The sequence below is a fragment of the Nitratireductor sp. XY-223 genome, assembly GCF_004959855.1.
Taxonomy (GTDB): domain Bacteria; phylum Pseudomonadota; class Alphaproteobacteria; order Rhizobiales; family Rhizobiaceae; genus Hoeflea_A.
This window is the reverse complement of record NZ_SPNT01000005.1, coordinates 386,844-409,048: the sequence shown is the minus strand read 5'-3', so window position 1 is coordinate 409,048 and position 22,205 is coordinate 386,844. Positions and strand designations below refer to the sequence as shown.

Genomic DNA, 22,205 nt, shown 5'->3' with positions numbered 1-22,205 from the left:
ATATTGCCCTTGCCGGACTGGCAACGTCTATTGAGCAGGTGAATGGGAGCGCCGGAAACGACACAATTAACGCGACGGGCATGACCTCGTCCATTTTGTTTTTTGGCAACGGCGGCAACGATACGATTACAGGCGGCAGCGGCAATGACACGCTGTTCGGTGGAGAAGGCTCGGACCAACTCAATGGTGGTGATGGCAACGACACGCTTGTAGGCGACGCGGGCGCTGATCAGTTTGATGGCGGTGCAGGCAATGACCGGATATATGGCGATTCGACTGACACGTCCTTTGACGGTGGTTCGGGCTACGATCGGTTAATTTTCCGGAGCGATGCGAATATTGCCCTTGCCGGACTGGCAACGTCTATTGAGCAGGTGAATGGGAGCACCGGAAACGACACAATTAACGCGACGGGCATGACCTCGTCCAATTTGTTTTTTGGTGAAAGCGGCAACGATACGCTTACAGGCGGCAGCGGCAACGACACGCTGTTCGGTGGAGAAGGCTCGGACCAGCTCAATGGTGGCGATGGCAACGACACGCTTGTTGGCGACGCGGGCGCTGATCAGTTTGATGGCGGTGCCGGCGATGACCGGATATACGGCGATTCGGCTGACACGTCCTTTGACGGTGGTTCGGGCTATGATCGGTTAATTTTCCGGAGCGCCGCGAATATTGCCCTTGCCGGACTGGCAACGTCTATTGAGCAGGTGAATGGGAGCGCCGGAAACGACACAATTAACGCGACGGGCATGACCTCGTCCATTTTGTTTTTTGGCAACGGCGGCAACGACATCCTGACCGGAGGCTCCGGCAACGATACGCTGTTCGGTGGCACAGGCTCAGACTACTTCGTTTTCACCGGCATTACAGGCTTCGACACCATAGGCGACTGGGAAAACGGCAGCGATATGATCGATTTCTCGTCGAACGGCAACGTCAATTCGCTGAGCGACCTCACCATCACGACTGTGGGTAGCGATGCACAGATTGACTTTGACGGAAACACCATTCTCGCGGTCGGGGCCGCCGGATTGTTCGACGCTTCAGATTTTCTGTTTGCCTAGTCAGATACTTGAAACGCGCTGTACCCCCGTAGTAACCGACTCTCTCCGGTCGGATGACGTTTGGCCTATAAGCCAACCGAGCCTCACCCCGCCACGACGAGTTCCACCCGCGCCTCGCGGCAGAGCCGCTCGATCGGTTTGGGCGGCGGGGCATCGGTGACGAAATAGTCGATATCCTTCAGGCTGCCGATCTGCACCGGCGCCCGGCGCTGGAATTTCATGTGGTCGGCGACGAGGATCTTCTTGCGCGCCTGCTCGATGATCGCCTGCGCGACACGCACTTCGCGATAGTCGAAGTCGAGCAGTTCGCCCCCGTCGTCGATCGCCGAAGCGCCGATGATGGCGAAATCCACCCGGAACTGGCGGATGAGGTCGACGGCCGCCGCGCCGATGATCCCGCGGTCGCTCTTGCGCACCATTCCGCCGGTGATCACCACCTCGACGTCCTCGGCTTCGGAGAGGATGAACGCGACATTCAGATTGTTGGTGATCACCATCAGCCCGACGTGGCGGCGCAGCGCATGGGCGACCTGTTCCGTGGTCGTCCCGATGTTGAGGATGAGCGACGAGTTGTTCGGGATGATCCCCGCTGCCGCTTCGGCGATACGCGCCTTGCCTTCAGAGGCCATGTCGCGGCGCGCCTGGTAAGCGAGGTTCGCAGTGTTCGAAGGATAAACGGCACCGCCGTGCACGCGTTGCAGTTTTTCCAGGTCGCACAGCTCGTTGAGATCTTTTCGGATCGTCTGCGGCGTGACGGCGAAATGCGCCGCAAGGCTCTCCACCTCGACCCGGCCTTCGCGACGGGCGATGTCGAGTATGTCGATCTGTCTGGGCTGCAGCGGCTGTGCCATGATCCCTCCCTTTATGGCACCTAATAATTCACATTCCGGCAAAAGATCAAATGCCGGTTCGGCTTCTGTTGATCAGCGTCCCGCCCTTTCCTAATCTGCCGGCATGATCAAGGCGATAATTGTGCTGGTGCTGGCTTTCGTCCTGCCGCTCGTGGCGCAGGCGGTATTGTATGCAGTGCAGGACCGGCATGTTCACTGGCGCCAGGCCGACTGGTCCAGCGCCGGATTGGCGCCGGATCCTTCCGAAGTGACTGCGGCCGTTGTTCAGATCTATGCGGCGCGCGCCTATCGCTGGCGCGGCATTTTCGGTGTTCATTCCTGGATCGCTTTCAAGGAGGAGGGTGCAGCGGACTATGTCCGATATGACGTCATGGGCTGGGGCCGGGCATTGCGGGAGAGCATTGGTCCACCCGACGGCCGCTGGGCCGGCAACACACCGCAGGTCCTGTTTGAAGCACGCGGCCCAGGCGCCGCCGCAATGATTCCGCGCATCAGGCAGGCCGTTGCGAATTATCCCCACGCTGAAAATGGCAGCTATGTGCTTTGGCCGGGCCCCAATTCCAACACCTTTATCGCCACGATCGCGCGGCAGGTGCCGGAACTCAAGGTATCGCTTCCTTCGCTTGCGGTCGGAAAGGACTACACACCCCGCTGGTTGTCGCTCATGAAGATGCCGTCCGGAACCGGCTGGCAGATTTCCATAGCCGGTTACGGTGGTGCGGGCGTTGCATCGGTTGAAGGGCTGGAGTTGCATGCCTTCGGCCAGACACTCGGCCTCGACATCCTGCGACCGGCCTTGAAACTGCCGGGGATCGGACGGCTCGGAATGCGCCCGGTTTCGATGCCGTAGCACAACAGGCTTGCGCGAAGCCTTGATTGTCTTCACCTCCGACCCTAGTTCCCCGAAACGGCGGTCGAATGATGTTCGGTCGGTCAAAGGAGTTATGTGCGCTGGAAGAATTTCCCGGACATGCAGTGGTGATCGGTTCCAGCGGCGCGATCGGTTCGGCATTTGTGAAAGCCTTGCTGGAGCGCAACGACACCATAAGCCTGCATGCCGTCGCGCGCACCGATGTCGCGGCGGATGCCACCCACGCAGTGCACCACAAGGCTGACTTCCGTGATGAGGCATTGCTACAGGCAGTCGCCGAACAGATTGCAGCCGATGGACCAGTCGATATGGTCCTCATCGCCACCGGCCTGTTGCACGACGAATTGGTTCGCCCCGAAAAGGCCTTGCGGGATATTTCGGCCGAGGCCCTCGAACGGCTCTATTTTGCCAACACCATCATCCCGGCACTGGCGCTCAAACATTTCGGTCCGCTGCTGCGGCGCGAGGGCCGTGCTGTTTTTGCCGCGCTCTCGGCGCGGGTCGGCAGCATCGGCGACAACCGGCTTGGCGGCTGGTACGGCTACAGAGCCTCCAAGGCGGCACTGAACATGATCATCAGGACGGCGAGCATTGAACTGGCGCGCCGCAACCCGCAATCGGTTGTTGTCGGGCTGCATCCCGGCACCGTCGACAGCAAGCTGTCGAAACCGTTCCAGGCGGCTGTGAAGCCCGGCGGGCTTTTTAGCGCTGATCACGCGGCCGGCCGGCTGCTCGATGTCATCGAAGGACTGACACCGGAAGATACAGGCCGCTGTTTTGCCTGGGACGGACGGAGGATTCCGGCCTGATGGAGCGGCAATGACATCGCAAACCGCCATCGTCTGGTTCCGCCAGGATCTGCGCCTTCATGACAACCCTGCGCTTTCCCTCGCCGCCACGGCCGGGCGGATCCTGCCCATATACATCCTTGACGATGAGACGGCTGGCCGGCACAGGATCGGTGGGGCGGCTCGCTGGTGGTTACACCATTCGCTTGCCGGCCTCGATGCGGCGCTCGGCGGCGGCCTGCAGCTCTATCGCGGACGCGCCGACGAGATCATTGCCGATCTTCGGGAGCGCCACGATACCAGCGGTGTTTACTGGAACCGTTGCTACGAGCCCTGGCGTATCAAACGCGACAGCGCGATCAAAACGATGCTGACCGAGAAAGGCATTCCGGTCCACAGCGAAAACGGATCGCTGCTTTGGGAGCCCTGGCAGGTGCTCAAGGCGGACGGCACACCCTATCGGGTATTCACGCCGTTCTTCCGCAAAGGCTGCCTGCAGGCGCCGCCGCCGCGCCCGCCGGTCGCGCCGCCGAAGAGATTGGAAACGGTCACTGACCCGGACGCGCTGACGCTCGATGATCTGCGGCTTCTCCCCGAAATACGCTGGGACAAGAAGCTCGGCGCACATTGGCAGGTAGGCGAGGCGGGCGCGCGGGCACAGCTCGAGCGGTTTCTCGACGACGGGCTTGCGGGCTACAGGGAAGGCCGCGATTTCCCCGCGCGGGGCAACGTCTCGCGCCTTTCTCCGCATTTGCATTTCGGCGAGATATCGCCGCATCAGGTCTGGCACGCGGTGTCCGCCGGGCCGGCCGATCCGGACCGGGACCATTTTCGTTACGAACTGGGCTGGCGGGAGTTTTCCCATTCGCTTCTCTACCATTTCCCGGACCTGCCGGAAGAAAACCTGCAGCCGTCCTTCTCTGCCTTTCCATGGCAGGAAGATGCGGCGGCGCTGGATGCCTGGCGACACGGACGAACCGGCATTCCGATTGTCGACGCCGGCATGCGCGAATTGTGGCAGACCGGCTATATGCACAACCGCCTGCGCATGATCGTCGGCTCGTTCCTGGTCAAGAACCTGCTGCAGCACTGGCGCTACGGCGAGCGCTGGTTTTACGATTGCCTGGTCGACGCCGACCTCGCCAACAACAGCGCCGGGTGGCAGTGGATCGCCGGATGCGGCGCTGATGCCGCACCCTATTTCCGCATCTTCAACCCGGTGACACAGGGCCGGAAATTCGACCCGGACGGATCCTACACGCGCCGCTTCGTGCCGGAACTGGCCGCACTGCCGGACAAGTTCCTGTTCAATCCCTGGGAGGCGCCCGAAACTGCGCTGCAGCAGTCCGGCATTCGGCTGGGCGAGACATATCCCGCACCAATCGTCGATCTCAAGGCCTCGCGGGAACGCGCCCTGGCGGCTTTTCAGTCAATGAAATCCGAGAGCTGAAACCGTTTTGGCTGGTCCTCGCACTTGCGAAGCGCGGCGTGAACGTGGAAGCTGCGCGAGGCAACCCAAAGTCCACCCGAGAGGAACCGTTCCATGAGACCGACGACGCGCCTGCGGGCGCTGCTGCAAGCGCCGGAATTCCTCGTCATGCCCGGCGCGCATGACGCGCTTTCGGCAAAACTCGCCGAACGGGCCGGCTTCGATGCGATCGTCATGGGCGGCTTTCCGGTTACCGGCTCGCTGCTTGCCGCCCCGGACAGCTCGCAACTCGGGCTGGCGGAACTTGCCGAACACTATCGACGCGTAACAGGCGCGGTCGACATTCCGCTCTTTGTCGACGCGGACACCGGTTTCGGCAATGTCTCCAATGTGCGCCGCACGACACGCGAGCTGGAGCGCGCGGGTGTCGCCGGCTTTTTCATAGAGGATCAGGTCTTTCCCAAACGCTGCGGTCATACGCCCGGCAAGGCCGTCGTGCCGGTGGAGGAGATGATTGCCAAGGTCAAGGCGGCGGCGGATGCGCGGACCGACGGCGATCTTGTGGTCGTGGCGCGCACCGATGCGCTGGCGGTCGAGGGCCTTGAAGCGGCCATCGAGCGGGGCGGGCTCTATCGCGAGGCCGGCGCCGACATGCTCTTCGTCGAGGCCCCGACCAGCGTCGAGCAGATGCGGCGGATCATCGGCGATCTCGGCGGGCTTCACCTGGCCAACATGATCGATTTCGGCATGACGCCCGACCGCGACGCGTCCGAATTGCAGGAGATCGGGTACGCCTGCGGCCTGTGGGGGCTGAGTTCCATCTTCACCATGACGAAGGCGCTGATCGACCTTTACGCTTCGATCCAGGCAGATGGAACCAGCGCCAACGCAAGAGACCGAATGGTCACATTCGACGAATTCACCGCGATCGTCGGCCTGCCGCAGATGCGCGAAGCCGAGCAGCGCGAACTTGATTTCGCCAAATCTCTCGCACAAGCAAAAGACTGACAACGAACGGGAAAGATGCGGTGATACCAACGACGCTTGTTTTTGACGGCCACAATGATGTGCTGACGCGCACCCTGAAATCCGGCGGCGTCGACGCCGCGAAGGCGTTCCTGACCGGCACCAAGGGCCACATCGACGTGCCCAAGGCCCGGACCGGCGGATTTGGCGGCGGGTTTTTCGCCATCTGGATACCGACAGAGAACACGCTCGACGACGATTTCGAGGCGATGAAGGCGGAAAAATACGACATCGGCCTACCGGAGCCGGTCGGCGTCAAGAACGCTGTCCAGATCGCCATGGAGGAAGTGGCGATCCTTGTCCGCCTCGAGGAACTGGGCGCATTGAAGATCTGCCTGAGTGCCGCCGACATCGCTGCTTGCCTCGAAACCGGGACGATCGCAGCCCTCATGCACATGGAAGGCGCCGAAGCCATCGACGCCGATCTTCACGCGCTCGACGTCTTTTACCGCGCCGGCCTGCGCTCCCTCGGTCCGGTCTGGAGCCGGCCGACGATTTTCGGCGCAGGTGTGCCGTTCCGCTTTCCGGGATCACCGGATACCGGGCCGGGGCTGACCGAGCACGGTGCGAAGCTGGTGCGCCGCTGCAATGCGCTGCGCGTCCTGATCGACCTGTCGCACATCACCGAAAAAGGTTTCTGGGACGTCGCGCGCCTCAGTGATGCGCCGCTGGTCGCCACCCACTCGAATGCCCATGCCCTTTGCCCGCATGTGCGCAACCTCACCGACAAGCAGCTTGCGGCGATTGCCGAGAGCGACGGCATGGTCGGCGTCAATTTCGCCGCCGCCTTCCTGCGCGAGGACGGCAGGATGTTATCCGACGTTCCGCTCGAACAGATGCTGCGCCATTTCGATCACCTGATCGCAATTCTCGGCGAGGACCGGGTTGGCTTCGGTTCCGATTTCGACGGCGCGGTGGTGCCGAAGGCGATCAGGAACGCCGCCGGCCTGCCGGACCTTGTCGAGGCCATGCGCGGCCATGGTTATGATGACGCGCTGTTGGCGAAACTGTGCCACGGCAACTGGCTGCGGGTTCTGGAAAAGACCTGGGGAGAATAGTTTTTTCGCTCACGGCCGTACCGCCGCTCTTTGGTCGTGCTCACGGTTGAGCGCGGCTTCGCCGTTAACCTCCGGACGGGGCGCCGAACGATCGGCGTCGCGCAGTCGCGCTTGCGGTGCTTCGCACCGGATTCTTTTTTCCCTGAGAGATAGCGAGAGGAAAGAGTTCGAAGCGCAGGGCGCTTCGCAAGGCCGACCGGCCGTCGCCGCTCGTGCGGCGCGCCCGCGCAGGCCAGCCGCGCAGCGGCGGTGCGGCCGTGAGCGCATAAATTAAGTTAGCGCTCACGCATGAGCGGCCCTTCGGGCCTATGCTCCGCGAGGGCGGGCCACTAGGCCCGACGCGCAGTCGCGCTTGCGGTGCTTCGCACCGGATTCATTTTCCCTGAGAGATAGCGAGAGGAAAGAGTTCGAAGCGCAGGGCGCTTCGCAAGGCCGACCGGCCGTCGCCGCCTTTGCGGCGCGCCCGCGCAGGCCAGCCGCGCAGCGGCGGTGCGGCCGTGAGCGCAAACAACGGCGTGAGGATAACAAAAAGCTACCCCAGCAGCCGCTCCTCGAACGGGTAGGTTGTCAGGTTCTCGTGGCCGGTCTCGGTAATCAGCAACTGGTCCTCAAGCTTGACGCCGACCTGACCGCCGTCGGCGCCGATATAGGCCTCGACGGTCATGACCATGCCGGGCTCAAGTGCGCCGCCGTAGCCGCAGGCCTCGAAGTCTTCCGGATACCGGATCGCCGGATATTCGTCGCAAAGGCCGACCCCGTGCGCCAGGCAGCTGTAGCGCTGGTTGCGGAAGCGTTCCGGCAGCCGGTGGGCCTTGAGGGTCATCTCCTCGAACGTCATGCCCGGCACCATCAACTCCCTGTTGGCGGTGATGTGCTCATGCGCCACCCGGTAGTGATCCTTCTGTTCGTTGGTGGGCATGAAATCACCGACCATCCAGGTGCGCGAGAAGTCGACGCACATGCCGTAGGTGCCGATGAGGTCGGTGTCGAAGGCAAGCAGCTCGCCCTGTTGAATGACGCGCGGGCCGCATTCCTGGAACCACGGATTGCAGCGCGGCCCGGAGGCCAGCAGCCGGGTCTCGATCCATTCGCCGCCGCGGCGGATATTGCCGGCATGCAGCTCGGCCCAGACATCGTTCTCGGTGATGCCCGGTTCCATCCGCGCCTGCATCTCGGCGACAGCCGCCTGGCAGGAATGCATGGCGCAGCGCATGGCGAGGATCTCGTCCGGTCCCTTGACGACCCGCGCCAGTTCGGTGACTTCCTGGCCTTCGAAGATCTCGACTCCGAGTTTTTGCAAGGCCGCGTAGCCGGCGGTCTCGATCTTGTCGACGGCAAGCCGCCGGTTGGCGCCGCCGTGTACGCGCAAGAGATCGTCCAGTTCGGCGGCGAATTTCGCCGCGTGCTCCTCGACCCTTTCGCCGCTCTCGAAATAGAAGAAGCTGGCGCCGTGGCGCACCTCGCGCACCAGCGGGGTATGCGCCGAAAGATGATCGCAATTGTGGAAATCCCAAAGCACGATGTAGCCGTCGGCGGAGACGAAGCAGGCGCGCGCGAAGTTGTGCGCGGTCCACAGTTGCATGTTGGTCGTGTCGGTGGCGTAGCGGATATTGAGCGGGTCGAAACAAAGCAGTCCCGCGTAGTCGCGTTTGCGGATTTCGGCGACCAGCCGGTCGAGCCGGAACTGGCGCATGCATTCCAGATTGGGCGGCGTCAGCCCGGCGGCCTCCCATTCGGCAAAGGCAAGCGCGGTTGGCCCGATCTCGACGCGGTCGTTGTCGTCGGCCGTGCCGTCCGGCTTCAATCCGCTCGCCCGGCGCCGGGAGGGGTCTATCTTCTGGTTTGAAACCGAAAACACGCTCATTTTTGTTGGCTCCGTTCCGTCGCCCGTCACTGGAGCGAACGTCACCGAAAATCGTCTTCCATGCGCCTTTAGGCGCGACCTGAAAAATCCGGATTGCGCCTCCTGCAGTGCGAAAAATCGTGCCCTAGGCTTGCTTTAGGTAGGCGGCCAATATGTCGCGGGCGGCCTCCAGGTCGCTGCGGTGGATCATCTCGGTCACCGTATGGATATAGCGCGTGCCGACGACGATACCGACCGCCCGGGCGCCCGCCGCGGCCTGCTGTGCCGCAGCCCCGTCCTGACCGCCCGCCCTCAGCATGGTGCGCTGATAGGGTATCTTCTGCTTGACGGCGATGGCCTCGATCTCGTTCACGAGTTGGCGGTCGGCGATAAAGCTGGAATCCTTGACATGCAGGCCGAAGCCCTTGCCCTGCTGTGTCGTGCGGTCCTGCTCGGGAACGCCGGGTGTGTCGCAGGCAAGGGTCGTGTCGATGCCGATTCCGATATCCGGCTTGACGGCGAAGGACGCGGTGCGCGCGCCGCGCAGGCCGACCTCTTCCTGGCAGGTGAAGGCGACATGGATCTCGCAGCCGTGCTTGACCTTGCCGAGGGCGCGGATCGCCTCGATCCCGAGCCAGCAGGCGACCCGGTTGTCGAGGGCTTTGGAGACGATCTTGTCGCCGATCTCGATCAGCGGTTCATCCATGGTCACCATGTCGCCGACCTTGACATGGTCGCGGGTTTTTTCGCCGAGGCCGAGATCGATGACGAACTCGCTGACCTCAGGCACTTTCTTGCGTTCCTCGGGCGTTGCGATATGGATCGGCCGCCCGCCCGGATTCATCACGCCCTTCAGGTCGCCGCCGTCGGTCGTGACAACGACGCGGCGGGAGAACAGATTGCGGGCATCGAAACCGCCGACCGGGTGGACATAGATGAATCCCTTGTCGGTGATGTGCGAGACGAGGAAACCGATCTCGTCCATGTGGCAAAGCAGCATGACTTTACGGGGTTGCTTGACCTTCTTGCGCGGCTCGCGCCGGCAGATGAGCGAACCCATCGGATCGACGGCAATGTCGTCGAACAGCGGCTTGACCTCCGCTTCTATGAGCTCCCGGACACGGTATTCGTGGCCCGGAACGCCCGGTGTCTCGCAAAGGCGGCGCAGAAGATCCACATTCATGTTGTTCGGCTTTCCCTTGATCTCGTAAGTCATGTTGCAGCAGCGCGGATCATAGAAGCTGTGCGGCTGCGAGAACAGCAAAATTGCGAACCTTGCCGGCGGGTCGAGGGACCAGAAAATTGCGGTAAACATCGGCAAACCGAACCGCCTACTCTGGTTCTCGTCGCAATTTGACTGTATGGAAGCCGGAAAATTTCAGAAGCGCGGTGTGCCCGATTGATCCGCGCCGCGACGAGACGGACAGCCATGCAGGAACTTACGATACGCCGCCCGGACGACTGGCATCTGCATCTGCGCGACGGCGAGATGCTGGAGGCGGTGCTGCCTTACACCAGCAGGCATTTTGGCCGCGCGATCATCATGCCCAACCTCGTGCCGCATGTCGCGACGACCGCCATGGCGGCGGACTACCGGGCGCGGATTGAAAGGGCGCTGCCTGAAGGCGATGACTTCACGCCGCTGATGACGCTGTACCTGACCGAGGACACGGACGCCGGCGACGTGGTCGCCGGATACCAAAGCGGCGCAATTGCCGCCGTCAAGCTCTATCCGGCCGGCGCGACCACCAATTCCCATAGCGGTGTGCGCAATATCGAAACGGTCTACCCGGTCTTCGAGCGCATGGCCGAGGCCGGCGTGCCGCTTTGCGTGCATGGCGAGGTCACCGACGCCGATGTCGACATCTTCGACCGCGAGGCGGTTTTCATCGAGCGTGTTCTGGAGCCGGTCCGTCGGAAGTTCCCGGGCCTCAGGATCGTCATGGAACATATCACCACCAGCGACGGCGTGGACTATGTCGAGAACGGGCCGGACGGCATCGGCGGGACGATCACGACGCACCACCTGATCATCAACCGGAACGCCATCCTGGCCGGCGGCATACGGCCGCATTACTACTGCCTGCCGGTGGCCAAGCGCGAAAGCCACCGCCTGGCGCTGCGCCGGGCCGCCACCTCGGGAAACCGGCGGTTTTTTCTCGGAACCGATTCCGCGCCGCATCTTGATCCGGCGAAGGAAAGCGCCTGTGGCTGTGCCGGCGTATTTTCGGCAATCAACACGCTGTCGTGCCTGGCGCATGTGTTCGAGGAGGAGGGCGCACTCGACAGGCTGGAGGCATTCGCCTCGCTGAACGGGCCCGCCTTTTACGGTTTGCCGGCAAATGAAGAAACGACCCGCCTGGTGCGCCGTGCCGAGCCCGTGGCCTATCCGGAAAAGATCGAGACGGCGCTGGGACCGGTCACGGTGTTTGATCCGATGTTCCCGCTGCATTGGGATGTTGTACAGGATTGAGGCCCCCGGGGTCTGGCTGACAAACGAGGAAATAGACATGTTTTCAAACACATATCCGGACAGAGCGTTGACCGCGGAGCTGGTTGCCAAGATGCTGGTCGAAATCAAGGCGGTGCATTTCCGCTCCGATGAGCCCTACACCTTCACCTCGGGGCTTGCCAGCCCGGTCTATATCGATTGCCGCAAGCTGATTTCCCATCCGCGCGTCCGTTCCGCCATCATGGATTTCGCGGTCGGCACGATCCTGCGCGAGGCCGGCTTCGAGCAGTTCGACAGCGTCGCCGGGGGCGAGACTGCAGGGATCCCGTTTGCCGCCTGGATCGCCGAGCGCATGGGCCTGCCGATGCAGTATATCCGCAAGAAGCCGAAGGGATTCGGCCGCGACGCGCAGATCGAGGGCGAGATGCCGGAAGGCAGCCGGGTGATCCTGGTCGAGGATCTGACCACCGACGGCGGCAGCAAGATCAAGTTCGCAGAGGCGATCCGCAAGGCGGGCGCCACCATCGATCACACATTCGCTATTTTCTACTACGATATTTTCAAGGACGCGCCCGAGCGCCTCAAGGCGAACGGCATGACGCTGCACTACCTTGCCACCTGGTGGGATGTGCTGGCGCTGTCGCGCAAGAACGGCTATTTCGATGAAAAGACCCTGACCGAGGTGGAAGCCTTCCTCAATGCACCGCTTGAATGGTCCAGCCGCAACGGCGGAATTTCGGAGCTTCCCGAAAAACCCTGATCCGTTTGTTTGTCTCTTTTGACGGGAGATGCTGATGGTAAAGCCCAACCTTCTGATCGTCGGAGCCGGCGGCGTCGGCCAGGTTGTCGCCAACAAGGCGGTGCAGTTCCGGGACGATTTCGGCACGATCACGCTCGCCGCGCGCAATCGCGACAAGCTGGAGCGGATCGCGGCTGACATCCAGGCGCGCTGGGGCGGCGAGGACGACGGGCCTTTCCTGTCCGTCCGCGCGGTCGATGCCCGCGATCCGGGCGAGATGATTGCCCTGATCCGCGACCTCGACGCAAGGATCGTGCTCAACGTCGCCTCGTCCTACTGTAATGCGACGATCCTCGACGCCTGCCTGGAAACGGGCGCCAGCTATCTCGATACCGCGCTGGCCGAGGACGAATTCATCGAGAACATCGATCCGCCCTGGTATTCCTACGTGGAGTGGCCGCGCCGCCCGAAATTCGCTGAGAAGAAGGTGAACGCCTTTCTCGGCATGGGGTTCGATCCGGGCGTCGTCAATATCTTCTGCGCCTATGCGCGCAAGCACCTTCTGGACACGATCGACGCCATCGACATCATAGACGTCAATGCCGGCAGCCACGGGCGCTATTTCGCCACCAATTTCGACGCCGACATCAATCTGCGCGAGATCAAGGAGGACGTCGTCACCTGGGAGGACGGCGCCTGGAAGACCATTCCGCGCCATTCCCACTGGATGGACGTGACGCTTCCGGAAGTCGGAACGCACCGCGTCTATTCGATGGGCCATGACGAGCTGCAGTCGCTGGCCGTCAATTTTCCCGACACGCCGCGCATCACTTTCTGGATGGGTTTCGGCGAACATTACCTCAATGTTTTCAATGTGTTGGACTATCTTGGCCTGACCTCGTCGGTTCCTGTGGAGGTGGACGGGGTCAAGGTCGCGCCGAACCGTGTGGTCAAGGCGCTTCTGCCGGACCCGGCCTCGCTGGCAGAAGGCTACACGGGCAAGATCTGCATCGGCGTCGACGTGCGCGGCAGGAAGAACGGTCGCGAGAAGCGCTTCTTCATCTGGTCGAATTGCGATCACGAGGCGAATTTCCGCGAGGTCGGCAGCCAGTCGATCTCCTATTCCACCGGTGTGCCCGTCGTCACAGCAGCGCGGCTGATCGCCGACGGGACCTGGAACCCGCAGACCATGGTGCATGTCGAGGAGCTCGATCCCGATCCGTTCCTCGCCGCGATGCCGCAGGTCGGCATCGACTGGCAGGTCGAGGAACTGCCGCTCGACGGTAGCTGGCCCTATCCCGCCGATGCGTGATTTGTCTGCCGCAACGCAATTCGGCCGTCTCGACACGGCGCGCCTTCCGAGCCCCTGCCACGTGCTTGACCTCGCGCGCCTTGAACGCAATCTGAAACTGCTGAAGCGTGTCGGCGATGAGAGCGGCGTCGAGATCCTGCTCGCGCTCAAGGCCTTTTCCTGCTTTGCGGTCGCCGATCTGGTCTCGAGATACCTGTCGGGAACGGCCGCGAGCGGGCTTTACGAGGCCCGTCTCGGCAAGACCCGTTTCGGCGGCCAGATGCACGCCTACGCACCCGGCCTGAAGGCGGCGGACATCGGCGAGATGCTCGGTTATGCCGACCACCTGATCCTCAACTCGCTTGGCCAGTGGCGGCGTTTCCGCAGCCGGCTTGAGGATACGGCGGACGTCCGCTTCGGCCTGCGGGTCAATCCGGGCCACAACGAGGTGGAAAACCCGCTCTACGATCCCTGTGCGCCCTGGTCGCGCCTCGGCGTACCGGTAGGGGACCTCACCGCCGCCGACCTCGACGGTCTGTCCGGCATCCACATTCACGCCCTGTGCGACCATCCCTACGGCGCCTTCGATCGCATGCTGGCGGCGGTGGAGGATAACTGCGGGCACCTGTTCGGGGCGATCGACTGGATCAATCTCGGCGGCGGCCTGCTGATCACGGAAGACGGTTTCCCGGTTGACGAATTGATCAGGCGGCTAAGGGACTTCCGGGAACGGACAGGCCTGACGGTCTACCTGGAGCCCGGGACCGCGGTCGGGCTTCATGCGGGTGCCCTGGTCTCGGAGGTGCTCGACCGTAGCAGCAATGTCGGCGAACTGGCGATCATGGATGCGTCGGCCACCTGCCACATGCCGGATGTCATCGAGGCACCCTTCACGCCCGACGTGCTCGGCGCACAGACCCTGTCGCGCAATGCGAAGGCGACGCCGGATGAACCGAATATCGTGCGGCTCGGCGGGCCGACCTGCCTCGCCGGCGACATCATCGGCACCTACCGTTTCGACAAACCGCCGCGGGTCGGCGACCGGCTGGTCTTCCTCGACCTCGGCTATTACACGATGGTCAAGGCGACGACGTTCAACGGAACGCCCCTGCCGGCGCTGGCGCTGTGGGATAGCCGCACCGATGCGCTGGAAGTCGTCCGCGAATTCTCCTATGCCGATTTCGAGGGACGGCTTTCCTGAAACCAAAAGGGTTCGATCATGGCAATCCTTGACTATGCCGACGACATCTGGCGCGAGGCGCTTGACGTACCGCAAGGCCGGGAACCGGCGGCGCTGATCCTCGAGGGCACCTGGTGGCGCAAGACGGCCACCGAAAACAGGCTGTCGCATCTCTCGGATGTCCGCGAGCTTGCGTTCCCGGATATGTTTGCCGGCAAATGGAATGGCGCGGATGTGGTCTATTGCTGCGCCTACGGCGCCGCGCGGGCGGTGGAGCCGGCGCATATTTTCGCCCATCTCGGTACGCCGCTTCTGATCCAGATCGGCACCTGCGGCACGCTCGACCCCGAGGCCTCGACCGGCAAGGTCATCCTGCCGGAGTCCTGTGCGGCCCGTGACGGCGTCTCGCAGCATTACGGCGCCGGCGCGACGGTGCGCACCGATGCGGACTGGGTGAACCGCGCCGAACGGTATCTGACCGACCGGGCGGTGGAGACGCAAAGGGCCTTTCACCTGACATGGCCGAGCCTGTTCGCCCAGTCGGATGAAATGTGCGACGGCTGGGCCGCCGAAGGCCTGCTCTCCATCGACATGGAAACATCGGCGGTTGCCGCCGTCGCCGAACGCTTCGGAGTCAAGGCCGTTTCGATGCTGACGGTCTGGGATGCCTTGCCCCACGGGCGCACCTTCCTCGACCCGCTCGAGCCGGAGGACGCCGAACGGCTGAGGCGCTCCAACGAACAGGTCTTCGACGTGGCGCTCCTGCTTGCCGAAGAAGCCGCGCAGCAGCGTTCGCGGTAGCGCGGCGCGCGAAAATGCTGCACTTATGCTGCAAAAAATGCTGCGCAGCATGACTGCAGCATTTTGCGCGCAATTTCCTATGCTGCACTGCAACATAACCGGCGTTAAGCCTCTGGAATATCAGCTGAACTGGCTTTTTTTCCGGTCCGTTTCCTCGGCGATGAAATCGACGACCGCCTTGATGCGGCGGATGTTGCGCAGGTTCTCGTGATAGACGATCCAGTAGGTGCGCTCGACGCGTTTTTGCGGCAGAACGGGCACCAGCTCCCGGTGGGCGCGCGCCAGGAACGTGTGCAGGATGCCGATGCCGGCGCCGGCCCGCACGGCTTCCACCTGTCCGAGCACGGCCGAGATCTCGAAATCCGATTCCCAGTTGCGCGCGAACTCCGACCGGTAGTGCAGGCGCGGCGACATGATCAGGTCCTCGACATAGCCGATCGGCCGGTGCTGTTTCAGCGCGTCCTCGTCCGCAGGCGTGCCGTGGCGCGCGAGGTAGTCCTTCGAGGCGTAAAGCGCCAGCGTGTAGTCGACCAGCTTGCGGGTGATGAGTCGGCCGGTATCCGGCCGCTCGACGGTGACGACCACGTCCGCCTCGCGGCGCGAAAGGGAAAAGCTCAGCGGCACCGGGACGAGCTGGATCTTGAGGCCCGGATAGCGCTCGGTGAGTTTTCCGAGGCGAGGCGCAAGGAAGGCGATGCCGAAACCGTCCGTCGCACCGATGCGCACCGCGCCCGTCACGTCCGTGTCCGTCATGCCGACGGCGGAACGGGCCGATAGCATCTCCGCCTCCATGCGCTCGGCGGCGTGCATGAACGCTTCGCCCTCCGGCGTCAGGTCGCAGCCGTTGGTGCGGCGGATGAGCAGCTTCGATTGCAGGGCCTCCTCCAGCGCGCCGACCCGCCTGCCGACGGTGGCGTGGTTCAGACCCAGCCGCCGCGATGCAGAAAGGACCTGCCCGGCGCGCGCGACCGCCAGAAATATTCGCACATCGTCCCAGTTCATGTCATTCTTTCAGCCAGAGTGCACGGAAACGGCCGAACTATAATATGCGCACAACGGTTGAGAAAGTCTGCGCGTTGATTTTCAAATATTAAAGCGCAGAATGCAGCCAACCACATGGAGGATTGCGATGCGTGAAATCGGACACTTTATCGGCGGCAAGACGGTCGCCGGGACCAGCGGGCGCACGGCCGACGTGCTGATGCCCATGGACGGAACGGTGCAGGGCAAGGTTGCCCTCGCGAGCGCGGCGGAAATGCGCGCGGCGGTCGAAAACGCCAAGGCGGTGCAGCCGGAATGGGCGGCGATGAACCCGCAAAGGCGCGCCCGCGTCCTGATGAAGTTCCTCGATCTCGTTCACCAGGAATACGATTCTCTCGCCGAGCTTCTGGCCAGGGAACACGGCAAGACGATCCCCGATGCCAAGGGCGATATCCAGCGCGGCCTCGAGGTCGTCGAATTCTGTATCGGCGCGCCGCACCTGATGAAGGGCGAGTTCACCGACGGTGCGGGCCCGGGCATCGATGTCTATTCCATGCGCCAGCCGCTCGGTGTCGTCGCCGGCATCACGCCGTTCAACTTCCCGGCGATGATTCCGCTGTGGAAGATCGCGCCGGCGATCGCCGTCGGCAATGCCTTTATCCTCAAGCCCTCAGAGCGCGATCCGGGCGTTCCGATGCGCATTGCGGAGCTGTTCGTCGAGGCCGGCCTGCCGGAAGGCGTCCTCAATGTCGTCAATGGCGACAAGGAAGCGGTCGACGCGATCCTCGACGATCCCGACATCAAGGCCATCGGCTTTGTCGGCTCGACCCCGATCGCCCAGTACATCTACAGCCGCGGCTGCGACAACGGCAAGCGCGTGCAGTGTTTCGGCGGCGCCAAGAACCACATGATCATCATGCCGGACGCCGATATGGACCAGGCGGTCGACGCGCTGGTCGGTGCCGGCTACGGCTCGGCCGGAGAGCGCTGCATGGCGGTTTCCGTCGCCGTTCCCGTCGGCCAGCAGACGGCGGACCGCCTCGTCGAAGCGCTGGCGCCGCGTGTGGAGAGCCTCAAGGTGGGTCCGTCCACCGACCCGTCGGCTGATTTCGGGCCGCTGGTCACCGGTGAGGCACTGGAGCGCGTCAAGGGCTATGTCAATCTCGGCGTCGAGGAAGGCGCCAAGCTCGTCGTCGACGGCCGCGACTTCAAGATGCAGGGCTATGAGAACGGCTACTACATGGGCGGCTGCCTGTTCGACAATGTCACGCCCGACATGCGCATCTACAAGGAAGAGATTTTCGGCCCGGTGCTGTCGGTCGTGCGTGCCGACACTTACGAGGACGCGCTGCGCCTGCCGAGCGAGCACGAATACGGCAACGGCGTCGCCATCTTCACCCGCGACGGGGATGCCGCCCGCGATTTCGCTGCGCGTGTCCAGGTCGGCATGGTCGGCGTCAACGTGCCGATCCCCGTGCCGATCGCCTATTACACCTTCGGCGGCTGGAAGGGCTCGGCCTTTGGCGACCTCAACCAGCACGGCCCCGACGCCTTCCGCTTCTACACCAAGACCAAGACGGTCACCTCGCGCTGGCCCTCAGGCGTCAAGGACGGCGCCGAGTTCGTCATCCCGACGATGAACTGATCGGACCGGTCTGACTGTAAGACGCCCGCCGCTCCGGCGGGCGTTTCAATTGCAGGGCAACAAGCGGATATCGTTTCTTTATCCCATGCGGCATTTCTCCGGGAAGCAACCAGCCGGAGATGTGAAATGTCGATTGTATTCAAGGCCCTTTCCACCGATACCGTCCGCGCCCTGCAGGCCGGCGGCGCCGATTCCAACGGACAGAACCCGGAAGTCTATACGTCGGACGGGCAGGGCGTGCCGTGCCGGCACTGCCTGAATTTCGTCGGGGCGGGCAAGGACTTCCTGGTCGTCGGCCACAGGCCGTTCGGCAGTGTCCAGCCCTACGCCGAAATGGGGCCGATCTTCCTGTGCGCCGACCGGTGCGAACGCCATGATGAGAGTGGCGAACTGCCGGAAGTCATGACCACACCACCACAGTTCATTGTCCGTGGCTACACGGCGGATGAACGCATTCGCTACGGAACCGGCAAGGTGGTCGCGACGTCCGACGTTCACGCCGCGTGCGAGCGTATCTTCGTGAACCCGCAGATCGCCTTCATCCACGTTCGCTCGGCAAGCAACAACTGCTTCTACTGCCGGGTCGAACGCGGCTGAAGGGCGTTCAGCCCCTCTGTTCGCCCCGGATGAACGCGACGAGACCGGCCGTGGAACTGTCGTGGCCCGCGGCGCTCTCCTTGCCTTCGACCACCGGAAGCAGCGCGGTCGCCAGCTCCTTGCCCAGTTCGACGCCCCACTGGTCGAAGGCGTTGATGCCGAAGAGCTGCGCCTCGACGAACACCCGGTGCTCATAGAGCGCGATCAGCCGGCCGAGCGCATAGGGCGTGAGCTTCTCGTGGACCAGCGTCAGCGACGGCCGGTTGCCGGAAAAGACCCGGTGCGGGGCAAGCGTGTCATCCGCTCCCTTGGCCTGCATCTGCGAGCGGGCTTCCGTGAGCGTGCGACCGCGCATCAGCGCCTCCGACTGCGCCAGGCAATTGGCGACGAGGAGGTCGTGCTGGTGCCGAAGATCGTCCTCGTGCCCCTTGGCGGCGATAATGAATTCGACGGGAATGATGTCGCTGCCCTGGTGCAGGAGCTGGAAGAAGGCATGCTGGCTGTTGGTGCCGGGCTCGCCCCAGACAAGCGGGCCAGTCGGGCCTTCGACGGCCGATCCGTCGATCCGAACGCTCTTGCCGTTCGATTCCATGTCGAGCTGCTGCAGATAGGCCGGCAGGCGCGCAAGCCGCTGGTCGTAGGGGATCACCGCACGCGATTCCCAATTGCAGACGGCGCGATGGAAGAATCCGATAAGGCCAAGCAGCATCGGCAGGTTCTCCGTCACCGGCGCGGTGCGGAAATGGTTGTCGAGATGGTGCGCGCCCTCGAGGAACGCGGCGAAGCGCTGCGGCCCGATGGCGATCATCAGCGGCAGGCCGATGGCCGACCAGATCGAGTAGCGTCCGCCGACGAAATCCCAGAAACCGAAGACACGCTCCTCGGCAATGCCGAATTCCGCCACCTTGTCGAGCGCCGTCGAGACCGCTGCGAAATGGTTGCCGACGGCGTCCTCGCCATTCGCCTCGGCGATCCACCGCCGCGCGGTCGCCGCATTGGTCATGGTCTCGATCGTGGTGAAGGTCTTGGACGCGACGATGATCAGCGTCGTCTCAGGATCGAGTCCTTCCAGCGTATCGGCGATATGCGCACCGTCGATATTGGAGACGAAATGGGTCTTGGGGCCGTCGCAATAGGGGGCCAGTGCCTGGCAGCTCATCGCCGGCCCGAGGTCCGATCCGCCGATGCCGATATTGACGATATCCGTGATCTTCTTGCCGGTGGCGCCGGTGATCGTGCCGTCGCGCAGTCCGGCCGCGAACGCGCCCATCGCGTCGAGCACTGCCCGGATCTGCGGCATGACGTCCGTTTTGCCGTCGAGAACCGGATTGTCCGACCGGTTGCGCAGCGCCGTATGCAGCACGGCGCGGTCCTCGGTGGTGTTGATATGGGCGCCTGCGAACATGGCGTCTCGCTTGTCCGCGAGATGCGCATCGACGGCGAGCTGTTCGAGCAGCCGCATTGTCTCGTCATCGACCGGGCATTTGGAATAATCGAGCAGGAGATCGTCGAGCCGCGCCGAGTAGCGGTCGAAGCGGCCGGGATCGTCGGCGAAGGCGGCGCGCATGTCGAGCGGCATGTTCTGGACGTGATGAACCTGGAGTCTGGTGAGTGTCTTGCCGATTTCCGGGATCATTTCTCATCCTGTTCTGTTCTGGAGGTCCAGTCGCGCAAGCGGCGGTGCCGGCACCCCATACTAGACCATTGCGACGGCTATGTCGCACAGCAGAAACGGTCGGTCAAATCGATTTAAATACCTTGGCAAAAGAAAACGCCGGGCATGGCCCGGCGTCCTTTCGGTCTCGTGACGTGCCCGCAGATCAGGCCGATTTGGCTGTTGCTTCGTCCCGCAGCTCGCGGCGCAGGATCTTGCCGACATTGGTTTTCGGCAATTCGTCGCGGAACTCGATATATTTCGGCCGCTTGTAGTTGGTCAGCTTGTCGGCGCACCAGGTCCGGACGTCCTCCTCGGTGAGATTGGGATCGGACCGGACGACGAACATCTTGACCACCTCGCCGGAATGCTCGTCCGGCACGCCGATGACCGCGGCCTCCAACACCCCTTCATGGCCGGCCGCCACTTCCTCCACCTCGTTGGGATAGACGTTGAAGCCGGAGACGAGGACCATGTCCTTCTTGCGGTCGACGATGCGCACATAGCCGGTCTCGTCCATGTAGCCCATGTCGCCGGAGCGGAAGTAGCCGTCCTCGGTCATCACCTTCGCCGTCTCCTCGGGGCGGTTCCAGTAGCCGACCATGACCTGCGGGCCGCGAATGCAGATCTCGCCCACTTCGCCGAGTGGCAAAGATGTGCCGTCCTCGTAGCGGATATCGATCTCCGTCGACGGGATCGGCATGCCGATGGAGCCGCTGAAATCGCCGTCGCCGTCGAACCGGTTGGCGGTAGCCACCGGCGATGTTTCGGAAAGGCCGTAGCCCTCGGAGATCGTGCAGCCGGTCAGTTCCTTCCAGCGCTCGGCCACCGGACGCTGAACCGCCATGCCGCCGCCGATGGTCAGCCGCAGCTCGGAGAAGTCGAGCTTGCGGAAGTCCTCGTTGTTCAGCAGCGCGTTGAACAGCGTGTTGAGGCCGGGCAGCACGTGGTACTGGTGATTGCCGAGTTCCTTGACGAAACCCGGTATGTCGCGCGGATTGGGGATCAGGATGTTATGGGCGCCCTGGTCCATGCCCATGATGGCGTTCACGGTCAGCGCGAAGATATGGTAGAGCGGCAGGCAGCAGATATAGACCATTTGGTCCGGCAGTTCCTCCTTGCGCCTCAGCGCCTCCAGCCAGACATGGTTCTGGGCCGCGTTCGACAGGATGTTGCGGTTGTTCAGGGTCGCACCCTTGGAAACGCCCGTCGTGCCGCCCGTATACTGCAGGAAGGCAATGTCGTCCGGCCCGGCATCGGCCATGGTGAAGCTCTTGCCGGCGCCGGCTGCCAGCGCCTGCTTGAACGGAACATGGCCCGGCAGCGACCAGTCGGGCACCATCTTCTTGACCCGCCGGACCACGAAATTCACCAGGTGGCCCTTCAGTCCCATCATGTCGCCCATCGTCGCGACGCAAACATGCTCGATGTCGGTCCTGGCGATGACCTCCTGCAGCGTCGTTGCGAAGTTCTCCAGGATGAAGATCGCTTTGGCGCCGGAATCCTTGAGCTGGTGTTCGAGCTCCCGCGGCGTGTAGAGCGGGTTGACATTAACGACCACATAACCGGCCTCGAGGACCGCCGCGGCCGCGATGGGATACTGCAGGATGTTCGGCATCATGATGGCGACGCGGTCGCCCTTTTCGAGGCCGAGCGACTGCAGCCACGCACCGATCTGCGCGGCATAGGTGTCGAGCTCGCGATAGGTGATCGTCTTGCCCATGCACGTATAGGCGGGCTTCGACGCATTTTCCTCGCAGGCCTTCTTGATCAGCGCGCCGACGGATGCGTGCTCCAGTTCGCCGATCTCGGCGGGAACGCCTTCGGGATATGACTTCAGCCACACCTTTTCGGTTTTCTCTGGCGTGTCCTTCTGCTCAGGTGCTGTTGTCATGAATTCCTCCCGGGCTGCGCAAGCGCTCTGGTTGTTCG

Annotated in this window: 19 protein-coding genes; 13 read left to right on the top strand and 6 right to left on the bottom strand. The window is 63.1% G+C overall.

The window, feature by feature from the left end; genetic code table 11:
* Positions 1-1,067, top strand: a 1,067-nt coding sequence (locus E4M07_RS19205) for a calcium-binding protein (protein WP_136659988.1), incomplete at its 5' end; no start/stop codon positions are given.
* 83 nt (positions 1,068-1,150) lie between these two features.
* Here E4M07_RS19205 and E4M07_RS19200 read toward each other — a convergent pair.
* Positions 1,151-1,918, bottom strand: coding sequence for a DeoR/GlpR family DNA-binding transcription regulator (locus E4M07_RS19200; RefSeq protein WP_136659987.1), 768 nt, complete (start codon positions 1,916-1,918; stop codon positions 1,151-1,153).
* 103 nt (positions 1,919-2,021) lie between these two features.
* On the opposite strand from E4M07_RS19200, the gene E4M07_RS19195 reads away from it, so the two are divergent.
* The 5 genes from E4M07_RS19195 (at position 2,022) to E4M07_RS19175 (ending at position 7,090) form a co-directional block, all read left to right on the top strand.
* Positions 2,022-2,768, top strand: coding sequence for a DUF3750 domain-containing protein (locus E4M07_RS19195; protein ID WP_136659986.1), 747 nt, complete (start codon positions 2,022-2,024; stop codon positions 2,766-2,768).
* 128 nt (positions 2,769-2,896) lie between these two features.
* Positions 2,897-3,598 (top strand): SDR family NAD(P)-dependent oxidoreductase, encoded by a 702-nt coding sequence (locus E4M07_RS19190; RefSeq protein WP_246660510.1) that lies wholly within the window; start codon positions 2,897-2,899, stop codon positions 3,596-3,598.
* 10 nt (positions 3,599-3,608) lie between these two features.
* On the top strand, positions 3,609-5,027 hold the full coding sequence (locus E4M07_RS19185) for a deoxyribodipyrimidine photo-lyase (RefSeq protein ID WP_136659984.1): 1,419 nt from the start codon (positions 3,609-3,611) through the stop codon (positions 5,025-5,027).
* A 93-nt stretch (positions 5,028-5,120) separates the two neighbouring features.
* Positions 5,121-6,014 carry an oxaloacetate decarboxylase gene (locus E4M07_RS19180; protein WP_136659983.1) on the top strand — a complete coding sequence of 298 codons (894 nt, stop codon included), beginning with the start codon at positions 5,121-5,123 and terminating at the stop codon, positions 6,012-6,014.
* Positions 6,015-6,034: 20 nt separating this feature from the next.
* A complete protein-coding gene (locus E4M07_RS19175; protein ID WP_206057312.1) occupies positions 6,035-7,090 on the top strand; it encodes a dipeptidase in 1,056 nt (351 codons plus the stop codon).
* Between the two features lie 532 nt (positions 7,091-7,622).
* On the opposite strand, the gene dddP is transcribed toward E4M07_RS19175, so the two are convergent.
* On the bottom strand, positions 7,623-8,954 hold the full coding sequence (gene dddP / locus E4M07_RS19170) for a dimethylsulfonioproprionate lyase DddP (protein WP_136659982.1): 1,332 nt from the start codon (positions 8,952-8,954) through the stop codon (positions 7,623-7,625).
* Between the two features lie 124 nt (positions 8,955-9,078).
* A complete protein-coding gene (locus E4M07_RS19165) occupies positions 9,079-10,116 on the bottom strand; it encodes a M20/M25/M40 family metallo-hydrolase (protein ID WP_136660018.1) in 1,038 nt (345 codons plus the stop codon).
* A 246-nt stretch (positions 10,117-10,362) separates the two neighbouring features.
* Here E4M07_RS19165 and pyrC point away from each other — a divergent pair, with 246 nt between their 5' ends.
* From pyrC to E4M07_RS19140, 5 genes are read left to right on the top strand one after another with little or no spacing between them, the layout of a single operon-like run.
* Positions 10,363-11,406 (top strand): dihydroorotase, encoded by a 1,044-nt coding sequence (pyrC, locus tag E4M07_RS19160; RefSeq protein WP_136659981.1) that lies wholly within the window; start codon positions 10,363-10,365, stop codon positions 11,404-11,406.
* 37 nt (positions 11,407-11,443) lie between these two features.
* On the top strand, positions 11,444-12,145 hold the full coding sequence (locus E4M07_RS19155; protein WP_136659980.1) for an orotate phosphoribosyltransferase: 702 nt from the start codon (positions 11,444-11,446) through the stop codon (positions 12,143-12,145).
* Between the two features lie 34 nt (positions 12,146-12,179).
* Entirely contained in the window at positions 12,180-13,436 is a 1,257-nt protein-coding gene (locus E4M07_RS19150) for a saccharopine dehydrogenase family protein (protein WP_136659979.1), read from the top strand.
* The gene (locus E4M07_RS19145) at positions 13,429-14,616 is read left to right on the top strand and encodes a carboxynorspermidine decarboxylase (protein WP_136659978.1); all 1,188 of its coding nucleotides are present in this window, start codon (positions 13,429-13,431) and stop codon (positions 14,614-14,616) included. The genes E4M07_RS19150 and E4M07_RS19145 overlap by 8 nt, the downstream gene beginning before the upstream one ends.
* An 18-nt stretch (positions 14,617-14,634) precedes the next feature.
* Positions 14,635-15,396 (top strand): hypothetical protein, encoded by a 762-nt coding sequence (locus E4M07_RS19140; protein WP_136659977.1) that lies wholly within the window; start codon positions 14,635-14,637, stop codon positions 15,394-15,396.
* 120 nt (positions 15,397-15,516) lie between these two features.
* Here the strand turns inward: E4M07_RS19140 and E4M07_RS19135 are convergent, their stop codons facing one another.
* Positions 15,517-16,398 (bottom strand): LysR family transcriptional regulator, encoded by an 882-nt coding sequence (locus E4M07_RS19135; protein ID WP_136659976.1) that lies wholly within the window; start codon positions 16,396-16,398, stop codon positions 15,517-15,519.
* 127 nt (positions 16,399-16,525) lie between these two features.
* Between E4M07_RS19135 and E4M07_RS19130 the strand changes: the two genes are divergently transcribed.
* The gene (locus E4M07_RS19130; RefSeq protein WP_136659975.1) at positions 16,526-18,022 is read left to right on the top strand and encodes a CoA-acylating methylmalonate-semialdehyde dehydrogenase; all 1,497 of its coding nucleotides are present in this window, start codon (positions 16,526-16,528) and stop codon (positions 18,020-18,022) included.
* 126 nt (positions 18,023-18,148) lie between these two features.
* Positions 18,149-18,619, top strand: coding sequence for a DUF1203 domain-containing protein (locus tag E4M07_RS19125; protein ID WP_136659974.1), 471 nt, complete (start codon positions 18,149-18,151; stop codon positions 18,617-18,619).
* Between the two features lie 7 nt (positions 18,620-18,626).
* Here the strand turns inward: E4M07_RS19125 and pgi are convergent, their stop codons facing one another.
* Together pgi and E4M07_RS19115 are read right to left on the bottom strand one after the other, a co-directional pair.
* Positions 18,627-20,255 carry a glucose-6-phosphate isomerase gene (gene pgi, locus E4M07_RS19120; protein ID WP_136659973.1) on the bottom strand — a complete coding sequence of 543 codons (1,629 nt, stop codon included), beginning with the start codon at positions 20,253-20,255 and terminating at the stop codon, positions 18,627-18,629.
* Positions 20,256-20,439: 184 nt separating this feature from the next.
* Positions 20,440-22,167 carry a long-chain-fatty-acid--CoA ligase gene (locus E4M07_RS19115; protein ID WP_136659972.1) on the bottom strand — a complete coding sequence of 576 codons (1,728 nt, stop codon included), beginning with the start codon at positions 22,165-22,167 and terminating at the stop codon, positions 20,440-20,442.
* Between the last annotated feature and the right edge of the window lie 38 nt (positions 22,168-22,205).